The organism is uncultured Proteiniphilum sp., assembly GCF_937873925.1.
Classification (GTDB): domain Bacteria; phylum Bacteroidota; class Bacteroidia; order Bacteroidales; family Dysgonomonadaceae; genus Proteiniphilum.
Genome location: NZ_CALNAT010000128.1, coordinates 1 through 11,002 on the forward strand (window position 1 = coordinate 1; position 11,002 = coordinate 11,002).

Consider the following 11,002-nt stretch of genomic DNA (forward strand, 5'->3'; position numbering starts at 1 on the left):
ATCTCCCCCCAATTATTGGGGAAAATAAGCAATCGCTTTTTTTATGCTTTAAGCCATATTGAAAACAGAGAAACATCCAAACATTTGGGAGACAGCATGCATAAAAGGATCATTGCTTTGATGAATTCCATCTTAGTGGAAGATGTCAAAGAAAATTTATGGGATAAAGTAATATTAAACATAAACAGCCCCATCAATAACAATGAAATATTCTTCAGGAATATATTTAAACTCAACAATTTGACTGATATCGGCAATAAATTGTCCTTTTCCCGCTGGATGCTGTCCTGCCCGCTTCTGCTTATCTATTTAAATACAGAAAATGATTATCTGCTTGACACTATAGCAAAATTTTCCCAGGGTTATATCGACTCTGAAACAGTGGAGACTATAAAAACCTATTCGATCTATAGTTTTTTCTCGTCCATTGTTTCGTGAAGAAGACCTACATCCCAATTCTTATCCACCATGGTAGATAAGGGATTTACGAATAAATGCACCATCCCGATATGGACAACAAAATTATTACTTTACCAAAAGGTTTTGCGCAACATCTCGCTGTACTTGCGGTGGGAACGGCAAGAGGAGTGTAGAAAGAATGGTGGATGAAGATGTAATAATAGATACGGAAGAAACAGAAGTCCATAGGCAAACATAAAACAAGAAAAAATAAATTTCCCTTACACTATCTTTTTCTCTACGGAATATTTTATCAGGGCGGCGGTATTGGGAACCTGTAGTTTGGTCATTATATTCTTGCGGTAGCTTTTGACCGTTTCATAGCCGATGCACATCATGTCGGAAATGGTATTCATGGTGTGCCCCTCGGCAATCAGCTTAAGAAGTTCTCGCTCGCGGCGGGAAAGGGATATGGCGTCGTCTTTCCTGGTGCGCAACAGCAGATCTACCTCTTCGCATAAAAACCGTTCACCCAGAGCCACCGTACAGATTCCTTCGATAATTTCCTCCACCGTGGAGTTTTTCAGGACATAACCCAACGCCCCGTTTTCCAATGATTGGGTGATGACGTTCAACTCTCCATAACTTGTTAACATCAGGATCTTCACATCCGGATATTTTTTCAGGATCTCCACACAGGCATCCATCCCGCTACCGTCCGGCAACCCGATATCCAGCAGCAACACATCGGGTGTGATGCGGGAAAGCATTCTCCGGCACTCTTTCAGGGAACAGGCCGTCCCGGTGATCCGCGCTATGCCCGAATCGTTAATGATCCGTTCCAATCCTTCCACCACCAGTGGGTGATCATCAACTATCTGTACCCGTATCATTGTTTTTGATCTTTAATTCGACATGTACTTCCGTTCCTTCATTTTCCGCAGAAAAAATATCCATATTGCCTCCCAGCGCGGCTACCCTCGTACGGATATTCTGCAATCCCGTACCGGTGGTGGCCGCGGAAGTATCGAAACCTTTTCCGTTGTCTTCCACTGTCAACGAAATGCGGTCCGCATCCTGTACAATATGCACAAGGATATGGGTCGCTTCCGAGTATTTCAAGGCATTGTTCACCAACTCATGTACAATGCGGTACACCACTATTTCCAACTGGCGTTCCAGACGTTCCTCTTCGCCGAACCATGCAAACCCGATCTTTTCCACGGTACGGCAAAAATCGGACAGGGCTATTTTTAACCCGTAGCGGCTTAACGATTCCGGCATAAGATGGTGGGCAACCCGCCGCAATTCACGCAACGACTCGTCCAGTAAACTCATGATGCGGTTTATACTTTCTACATCCGGAAATTCCAGCAAAGCCCCGTTTTTTAATTCGCTCATATTGATTTTCGCCGCCGAGAGTATACCGCCTAACCCGTCGTGCAGATCACGGGCAAGCCGGGAACGTTCCTGCATTTCCCCCTCAAGAATGGAACGGGTGGCCACCAGTTGCTTCTCCTGTTCTACTTGCCTCAGTTGCAATTCGGCTTTGCGGCGTTTCTGTCTGGCCCAGAGCCAGAGAAAGAGCATCGCCAGTAATCCCAATATCAACGCAACTCCGCCGATAATGCTTATCAAAAGGGTGGATCTATGTTTTTGATGAAGCGACTCAATCTGAAATTCCTTTTGCTCGGTTTCGTATTTTATCCTTAATTCTTCGTTGGCGCGCCAGATATTGTCGTTCAAAATCTCGTTGCCGAGAGAATCGAATTTGAAAATCAACTTTTGACTTTTCACATAATCCCTGTCTTTCAGAAGGGCAAGGTCGGCAAGTATCTGATAACATTTACGTTCCTCGACATCCCATTCCTGCTCCTGCGCGAGCATCAGAGCCTCCGTAGCGTATGCTTCGGCCTTTTCATAATCGCCTTTCTGTAAATTGCAAAGAGCAATTCCCCTAAGGCTTACCAGATAACCTGTCATATCTCCTATGGAATCATGTAATGCCAACGCCTCCTGCCCGTAAACCTCCGCGGTTTTATAATCAAATTTTTGCAGGTAATAATTTCCAAGATTATTCAGCACAGAAGCTTTCATGTCTATGTAATCGGTTGCTTCCGCAATGCGCAACGCCTCTTTCAGGCACTCCAGATGCTCCTCCCATCTCCTCGGAACGCAGTTTGAATAAAGCGAGGCAAGATTGAGTAATATATGTCCGCGGATGATATCGTCAGGATAATCTTTCATCAGTTCCAACGCTTTCTTTCCGTACACAATTCCCTGTTCGGGCTGTTCGGTACGCTGATAAAACACCTGCATGACGTCGTATAGGCCCGCGAGGCTTTTAGGGTTACCGCCCTTCTCGAAATAGGGAAGCGCCTGGATATAATACTCGAGCGCTGTATTGTACAAACGCTTATAGTGATATACGTTGCCGATATTGACCAAGGCTCCATTGATTCTTTCTTCATTGCCGATTTCACGTGCCAGCTCCAATGCCTTCAGGTTGATGGTGAGGGAAGAATCGAGTTTCCCCTCTAAGTTAAGCAGATAGGTATAATTGGAAGCGAACCGGATGCGCCCCACCGGATAGTCTATCTTCTCACTGAGTTCGCCTGCCGTGCGGTAGATCCTTTTCGCCGCTTCGTGGTCTTGCAATTCCACTTTGTAGCCGAGTTCATACAGCCGGTTGATAACGGCGGTGTCGGGGTTCGCCCTCGCGGCGCGAAGGATCGAATCGATATTTTGCCCGTGTGTGGATATCCAGGCCACCAACAACAGCAGGATAAAAGTTAAATTCTTCATTGCGATCACAGTATTTAGTCAATCCGGGATTTTCCGTAAAGATATTCTAATTATCAATAAGTTGTTACTCGGAAGGGGACAAAATTTAAATGTCAACCCTCACACTATCAGTTGAAAGGAATTGAAGGAATTGAAGGCAATGACAATCCCGCATCGAAGTTGATTGCCGGGCCACCCTCCGCCGCGAATCTTCCACTTATCTCCGTTTCAAGCAATCCACCCAATCCTGCTTTGACCGAACTGGTAAAAGCGATATCCCTGACCGTATCGTTCGCGCCGATGGTAAGCTCCACACCGACCGATGCTTCGCCCGTTATATTCCCCCTGCCATGATCGCTTTGATCTCCGCGCTTTGTGCAAAAACCGAAACGATCGTGAAAGAGAACAGCAATAAAAGGATGAATATACGTTTCATGCGATTATTTTATATAAATCACTCCCACTCCGTACCTTTCACACTAGTAGTAATCCCAATCTTCCAGCGGAGGTGGCGGAGGGTCAATAGTGGAAGTGGCATTTGCGTCCGCGATGCTCCTGAACTCCAGCCTTACATTTATTCCGGTGGTTCTGCCGTTGCCTTCTTCGCGAGACCACCCGGTCAGGTTATACACCTCGGTTCCGCCTGAAGGATTTAAGAAATATTTATTCAGCTCGTGCACCACTATCGCGGGAGGTTTGGTACCCTGCCGGTATTCCCGGCTCGATTTTCGTCCCATCACATTTAGCGACACCTTATCGCTGCTCGGTTCAAGCCGCATCGCGTAGTCGTCCCATTTAAGGATACGCCCGTTGCCCGGCACCGGTTTTGCGAAATGTTCGGTATAAGTTTCCACGTTCAGTGCCACGGCATAGTGTGGGGACAGCCCCGTTCCGTCCTTGGGGTCATCCCTCTCTTCAGGCCAATAAGGGTGAATGCCCATCAAAATGGTTTGCTTGTCGTTGATCCCCGAGGCCCGGTAATCGAATATCTTCACGTATTTTTTTCCGTCGCGCCCGAAATCTTTGTACTCCCATTCCGTCCGTTCGATGTTTACCTGCAAGGGGCACCGTTTCCGGAATACCACGTTAAAATTGTCGTCCTTTACCTCATAATCGCTGGTGGCAATAAAAACAGGAACCTGCCCCCCGGTTCTTATTAAATCCATAAAGTACTCCGGGTCGGAATCAAGCTTTTCAACCCTTCCCCTGACGACTTCACCCACTAGCGTGCCGGTTATTTGCATAAACTCCTCCCACTTTGGTGCGGAAGTCCTGTCGGATGGATAAGTCTTCACCGTGTGAATCTTGATATTTACCCTCACTTCGTAAAACTCGAACAAGTTCGGCTTTGCTCTCACTGTTTCACAAATTAACTTCGTTCATTTGTTTCACGACTCGGCAAAACTGAACAAGTTCGGCTTTGCTCTCACTGTTTCACAAATTCTACGCGGCGGTTTTTGGCTTTATTCTCAGAGGTATCGTTCGGTGCCAGGGGCTGGCTTTCGCCGGCTCCTTCGGTTTCCATACGTGAAGCATCGATACCGAACAATTTGGACAGTTCGTTCTTTACTGAAGCGGCGCGGCGGCGTGAAAGGTCGAGGTTGGCATCATCGGCGCCGTCGCTGTCGGTATGCCCTATAATCTTCACCTTTACATCGGGATTTTCCGCCAGTACATCGGCAATGCTTTTCAGTGTACCGTAGGATTCCGGTTTCACCACATCCTTGTTCACATCGAAAGTGATACCGTAGGTTATCAGCTTACCTTCGGTGATAAGCTTGCTACGCGTATCGGGCGAAGCAGTAGTGATCTTTATGTTTGAGAAGAAGGGGCGGTTGTCTTCATGGGCGTTGTCCAGACGCAAACGCATCAGTTTTGTGTCCGGTGCAAGCATTGTTGGCACGTCCATTATTTTCGCACCACCGTGATAGACCCTTACCCTGCGGTTCTGCACCCATACGATGATATGGTTTACCTGTTCGGACACGACACAGTTCTTATCGCTTTTACCTTCAATTTCCCCTTTGCCTTTGTCGTTATAAGCGTCCATATTCCAGGTATAATTATTAAAATGGATCCTTAATCCCATATCGCCCGGAAACAAACCGCCATCAAACTCCTTTTCTTTCCCGGGTTTATCACTGTACAACTTCACGGCGCCGGTAGCATACCAGTTACTCCTGTTTGGATTCTTTTGCTGGGCCTCCTCACTGAAATAGGGTATGTAGTCGAACTCGAGAATAAAATTAGCGGGCAGGGCCAGATTGTTCAAGTAGGTAAATTCCCCGCTTCTGGTTGTATTCTGCAACCACTTGCCGGGTGCAATGCTGAGAGTCTTTACCTCACCGCTGGCATTGGTTGTCCACAGTGCGGGAAAATCACCGATGGCGTCCTGCAAAAAATCTTCATAAAAAAGGATCTGGTCGCCGGGTACAAAATCGTATTTGGAATAGGCTTCCAGCTTAGGCGCCCCATCCTGTTTTCCACCAACGGACTTTTCGATTTCGCCCGGTTCCATCTCCGTCCATTCAATGGTCTCTACATCCTTGTCTTTTTCCGACCCTTTGTAGGTATCTTTGTCGGTCGCCTTATCCACGGCCTTACCCACCGCTTGTTCCGTTTTTTGTTCGGCTTTTCTTTCGATGGTACGCTTCGCCGAGTTTTCTACTTTTTTCCCTACCTTATCGAGCCAGCTTTGCGCGTCCGCCTGTGTGGCGGCAAGCAGGAACAGGGAAATAAATAATACTGATTTTTGCATGATGTTTTGTTTTAAATGATCAATAGATAATTGTTCTCGCTGAAGAAATGATTACGGCGCCCGATACGGCCGTAGATCCGATAAAACCGGCTACTGCCGGTATCAATGCCAACGGAATCAAATAGCCGGTCAGTAATTTTACGTGTCCGCTGTTTTCTTCCGATACCAAATCCCATTCTGTTTTGGGAGTCATTAAAATGTTTTTCGCTCTTTGAATTGTTTTCATAGGACAATATTCATTTTTAACACGAAGGTCGTATGGAACTCACATATTGTCATGTTCTTGTGTGTGAACGGTTCTCATGCCCGTTTCATACGATTAGTTTATTTATACCATGATGTATAGATTATCAGTGAACCTTTGATGATTATTTTAATCATGCCGGTTTACGATAAATAATAAAATTACCGACACAAAAATAAGAGGAGAAAAACATTCAAATTCACCCCATTTTTCGGGTTTTTTAAGGAGTATTCAAAAAATTATGACGTGCTTATTCAAAGGGCAATATTCATTACAGGATAAGGAACTTTGATGATACTGCCTGAGCCGGATGAAAGTCTATTATTTGAGGAGGGATCCTCAATGACAGTTTGTTTGAATTTAATTCAAAAAAATCAGATAAATTACAAAAAAGCTATGTTAGAGAAGATTAATGGCAAAGAAAAGTCATGCAAGGATAATATCGGGTATTTGGCAGTATAGAAACCACCCTAATAAATTAAACCGTAGTTAAACGATTATTCCCGATCCTTAATAAAACTCAATCTTGAATTTTGTAAAGAACAAATTCTTTTTCTAAATAGTTGTATACATGTATCTGAACCGAATCAGGTATCTAAATGAAAAATCAAATCATGGACTCAAAGAAAACAAACGAAGACAAGGGCCGCAAATCCGGTTCTACTTCACACACTGACAAAAAGACGGATAACAAATCCGGATCCAAAAGTAACAAAGACTCGGATAACAAATCCGGCTCGAGAGACAAGAGATAATGCGGATAAATCCAAATTATCAAATTAATTAATCAATCCCACAAAATTAGAAGCCGGAGCGCAGCCGAGAACTGCACTCCGGTTAAAAATCCAAAAATTATCAAATCTATGGACTCAATAAATGAATGGGCTCATCGCCCATCAGAAAGCAAAGATATTATAAAAAAACGACAAAACGCTCGTTTTAACGAAAAATTTGAAGGAAAACTAAAAGAATTTTTCGTCGAAGAATTGAAAGACATCTATTTTGCCGAAGGGGAAATCTTAAAAGGCCTTGAAAAAATGGAAGCCGCCGCCCTCTCTACATCCCTCAAGGCAAGTTTACAGGACCATCATACCGAAACCGAAGAACAAATAGAGAGGTTAAAAGAAGTATTCGGACTTGTCGGCGAAGAACCTTCCAAAAAGAAATGCGAAGCCATCATGGGTATCCTCAAAGAAGGGGATACTATGCTCGGAGATACTGAGGAGGACAGCATGGTGCGCGATGTGGCTATCATTATTGCCTGCCAAAAGGTAGAGCATTATGAAATCGCCACCTACGGCAGCCTTGCTGAACTGGCCCGGACACTGGGCCTGGATGAAGCGGCCGACATTCTTGAAGAAATCCTCGAAGAAGAAAAGTCGGCCGATGTCGGCTTAACGGAATTGGCCGTTGAATCGGTAAACGAAGAAGCAAAAGAAGAAGGTGAAAAAAACGAAGATCCTGACAGAGAACGTTCCGACAGAGAAGATCAAGTCAATGATTTTCAAGAGGTAACAAAGCGAAGCGACTACCGTGAAGGAGATTCGGACAGCGAATATCCCTCGCGTGGAGACGATGACGCCATTTACCGGGAAGACAAGTGGGAAGACGATGACCGCATTTACCGGAAAGGAGACGGGCAAGGATACGATGACCGTATTTACCCTGTCGATGACGATCGGAGAATCAAGGACGATATTTACCCGCCAGGTGACGAACAGGAAGATTACGACGACCTCGAAGAAAATGCTTAAGAAGAGAGATTGATGATTGAATCCTATGCGTTTAAATATAAAAAAATAAAGTCCTCATAATTTTCCTTTATTTTATTCTACACATCTCCCTCGCTGATACGTAGAAAATAATCAAAATCTTAATTTAATTTACTCTCGACTTATTAACCATTCATCTTAACTGGAAAAATTATCCTTTCTTTAAAACAGAAAGGATAATTTTTTCTTGTCAGACGCGCCGGTTCTCGATTTCTTCTATTTTACCGAACCGGTCAAAAACTCCGAGCCGGTAGTTCCCCACGCGGCAGACCCCCGGTCTTTTCTATATCATCGTTGAAAAAATATTTCTGTTTCGTTTATCTATAACGTATTATGTGATTATCTTTTCCAAAATCTGCCTTCCTTTATAGCATCGACAAAATCTCCGGAAGTCCCATTCTGTACAATTCCCTCGTCTGAAGTGAAATCACTCCCAATGGACTCCCTGATAAAATCCACCGCTACTCCATTCCCTGAAAGCGGTTTGTAGTGAAGGTAGGTATCCCGGACAAACTCTTTGAACCGATTATCGGACCTCATCGTGTCGAACATCTCCGTAGTCCCGTCAGGAACGGCTGTTGCATCGAACAAGACACACGAAGTAGTGAGAACCGTATCATCCACATTCACCTCGTTGCCGTTTTTATCCTTGACGGTGCCGAAATGCGATGCCACTACTCTCACCATCGCACCCTCGCCAAGCAACGTTGTTTTGAGTTCATCCAATTGCGTGCCATCCACACCATCATCGCATAAAACAGCTATCTTACGGGTACGGATGGAGTCTTTCCGCTGATTTTTGAGGATACTTAACGCGGGCGATCCCTGCAATTTCGGTTTCACGAAAATGGTTTCGTATTCTTCGGGTTTTGCCTCAGGGCTGTGCTGCATATTTTCCGGAATTTCTTCGGGAACGGAAAGACCCAATATATCAGCTACATACCGGGCAAGGTCTTTATTCACCAAGCGTATCATTTTAAGCACATTTCGCCGTATCTCCACTCTTTTTACTTTACCCAGCTCAAAACTGAAAGCATCGGCAATATGCCTTTTTTCGACTTCTGTCTGGCTGTTGTAGAAAAGAATAGCCTGCGAATAGTGGTCGAGGAAGCTTTGGCTTCTGGCGCGTATTTTGTGGGCATCGATCCGTTCGTAGTGGCTGGTGAATCCGCCCTCCGCCTTCGACGATTGAAGGGGATAGTTATCGCTGATGGTGTTGGGATGATAATTGGACTCATCCACATCGATTGTCATCCGGTGCATCCCATCCCGCTGATTATTAATAACCGGAGCAACAGGGCGGTTAATAGGTATCTCGTGAAAGTTGGGACCGCCCAAACGCGATAGCTGTGTGTCGGTGTAAGAGAATAAACGTCCCTGCAGCAGCGGATCATTTGTGAAATCGATACCCGGCACTATATGCCCCGGATGAAACGCCACTTGTTCTGTCTCTGCGAAGAAGTTGTCCGGATTCCGGTTCAATGTCATTCGTCCTACAATCTGAACCGGTACGAGTTCCTCCGGAACGATTTTAGTCGGGTCCAACAGGTCAAAATCGAATTTAAATTCATCTTCTTCGGGAATAATTTGCACACCAAGGTCCCATTCGGGAAATTCTCCTGCTTGAATAGCGTCCCACAAATCCCTGCGATGGAAATCACTATCCTTCCCTGATATCTTTTGATTTTCGTCCCATACCAGGGAATGCATTCCCAATGTAGGTTTCCAGTGAAATTTCACGAAGAAAGACTCATCTTTGTCGTTGATAAAGCGAAAGGTATGGGTGCCAAATCCCTCCATCATGCGAAGACTTCTGGGAAGTGCCCGGTCGCTCATTAACCACATTACCATGTGAAAAGTTTCGGGCGATGTGGAAATGAAATCCCAGAACGTATCGTGCGCGGAAGCTGCCTGGGGAATCTCATTTCGGGGTTCAGGTTTTACAGCATGTACAAAATCCGGAAATTTAATAGCATCATGAATAAAAAAAGGAGCCATGTTATTCCCCACCAGGTCGTAATTCCCTTCCTCGGTATAAAACTTAACGGCAAATCCTCTCACATCGCGAGGCATATCGGTAGAGCCCCGTCCCCCCTGTACTGTTGAAAAGCGGGCGAATACCGGGGTTTCCTTACCTTTTGCGGATAAAAATTTAGCTTTGGTAAATTGAGGAATAGGATTGGTAACCTTGAATACGCCATGAGCACCCGTGCCCCGCGCATGTACAATGCGTTCCGGAATACGTTCATGGTCGAAATGCGTAATTTTCTCACGCATGATAAAATCTTCGAGTAGCGACGGGCCTCGTTCTCCTGCTTTTAATGAGTTGCTGTCATCGTTTATTTTCAACCCTTGATTAGTCGTCAATCGTTTTCCATAGCCACCACTCTTATTAACTGCCAGGTCTTTCTGTTTCTGACTTTCGGGAGTAAAAGGCCGGATCTCGCCTGAAACCATTTTGTCCGCTTCACTCATTTCAACCGGATCGATATCCTTTAATTCAAGTTTTGACACCTGTGCCGGTTCAATTCCTTTACCAGGTATGGTAAGATGTGCAGGTTCGATCCTATCGGTATCGTCGTTAGAATTAATAACCTTATTATTGTTATCTTCATTATTATTCATAAGAGGGAATTTTACTTAAATTGTTTATAAATCACGCAGCATACAATCTTCAGTCCACTCTTTCCATGAACAAATCGAGGGTTAATCTCTACTCGTTCATAGGGAAAGAACCATCAAGAGCCTTTTAAATAATTGCAAAAAATTAAAAAGTAACCTGGAGAAAATATAGCACCCCTAATCGACTCTGAGGGGTTATAGCAACCACAAATTATGAAAAGTTTTTATTTTCACATTCGTGTAAGATCGCTGCTGGTACCCTCAGAGTAAATAATAATTTTTTTATTCCTTTTTCGCTTCTTCGTTCACTGATTCCACTGCAAGCTCTGTTAAGTTGACATCAGTCTCTTTTTCTTCCTCAAGTGTAACCTCCAAGAGCTGGGCAGCCTCATCGAGTCCCAATGTTCTGGCCAGTTCAGCCAA

Annotated in this window: 10 protein-coding genes; 2 read left to right on the forward strand and 8 right to left on the reverse strand. The window is 44.7% G+C overall.

The window, feature by feature from the left end; all coding sequences use genetic code 11:
* Positions 1 to 438 (forward strand): hypothetical protein (locus Q0502_RS08415; RefSeq protein WP_298649578.1); only part of this gene is annotated, 438 nt, incomplete at its 5' end.
* A 242-nt stretch (positions 439 to 680) separates the two neighbouring features.
* Here Q0502_RS08415 and Q0502_RS08420 read toward each other — a convergent pair.
* The 6 genes from Q0502_RS08420 to Q0502_RS08445 form a co-directional block, all read right to left on the reverse strand.
* Positions 681 to 1,292 carry a response regulator transcription factor gene (locus tag Q0502_RS08420; protein WP_298649581.1) on the reverse strand — a complete coding sequence of 204 codons (612 nt, stop codon included), beginning with the start codon at positions 1,290 to 1,292 and terminating at the stop codon, positions 681 to 683.
* The gene (locus Q0502_RS08425) at positions 1,270 to 3,204 is read right to left on the reverse strand and encodes a sensor histidine kinase (protein ID WP_298649584.1); all 1,935 of its coding nucleotides are present in this window, start codon (positions 3,202 to 3,204) and stop codon (positions 1,270 to 1,272) included. The genes Q0502_RS08420 and Q0502_RS08425 overlap by 23 nt, the downstream gene beginning before the upstream one ends.
* 107 nt (positions 3,205 to 3,311) lie before the next feature.
* Positions 3,312 to 3,497: a hypothetical protein gene (locus tag Q0502_RS08430; RefSeq protein WP_298649587.1), complete on the reverse strand. Its 186-nt coding sequence runs from the start codon at positions 3,495 to 3,497 to the stop codon at positions 3,312 to 3,314.
* 165 nt (positions 3,498 to 3,662) lie between these two features.
* On the reverse strand, positions 3,663 to 4,541 hold the full coding sequence (locus Q0502_RS08435) for a hypothetical protein (RefSeq protein WP_298649589.1): 879 nt from the start codon (positions 4,539 to 4,541) through the stop codon (positions 3,663 to 3,665).
* Positions 4,542 to 4,609: 68 nt separating this feature from the next.
* The gene (locus Q0502_RS08440; protein ID WP_298649592.1) at positions 4,610 to 5,941 is read right to left on the reverse strand and encodes an OmpA family protein; all 1,332 of its coding nucleotides are present in this window, start codon (positions 5,939 to 5,941) and stop codon (positions 4,610 to 4,612) included.
* 19 nt (positions 5,942 to 5,960) lie between these two features.
* Positions 5,961 to 6,167 (reverse strand): hypothetical protein, encoded by a 207-nt coding sequence (locus tag Q0502_RS08445; RefSeq protein ID WP_298649595.1) that lies wholly within the window; start codon positions 6,165 to 6,167, stop codon positions 5,961 to 5,963.
* Positions 6,168 to 7,048: 881 nt separating this feature from the next.
* Here Q0502_RS08445 and Q0502_RS08450 point away from each other — a divergent pair.
* Positions 7,049 to 7,939, forward strand: a complete 891-nt coding sequence (locus Q0502_RS08450) for a ferritin-like domain-containing protein (RefSeq protein WP_298649598.1) — start codon at positions 7,049 to 7,051, stop codon at positions 7,937 to 7,939.
* 357 nt (positions 7,940 to 8,296) lie between these two features.
* On the opposite strand, the gene Q0502_RS08455 is transcribed toward Q0502_RS08450, so the two are convergent.
* Both Q0502_RS08455 and Q0502_RS19000 read right to left on the reverse strand, forming a co-directional pair.
* On the reverse strand, positions 8,297 to 10,582 hold the full coding sequence (locus tag Q0502_RS08455) for a catalase (RefSeq protein ID WP_298649600.1): 2,286 nt from the start codon (positions 10,580 to 10,582) through the stop codon (positions 8,297 to 8,299).
* 279 nt (positions 10,583 to 10,861) lie between these two features.
* Positions 10,862 to 11,002 carry a DUF892 family protein gene (locus Q0502_RS19000; RefSeq protein WP_366521780.1) on the reverse strand — a complete coding sequence of 47 codons (141 nt, stop codon included), beginning with the start codon at positions 11,000 to 11,002 and terminating at the stop codon, positions 10,862 to 10,864.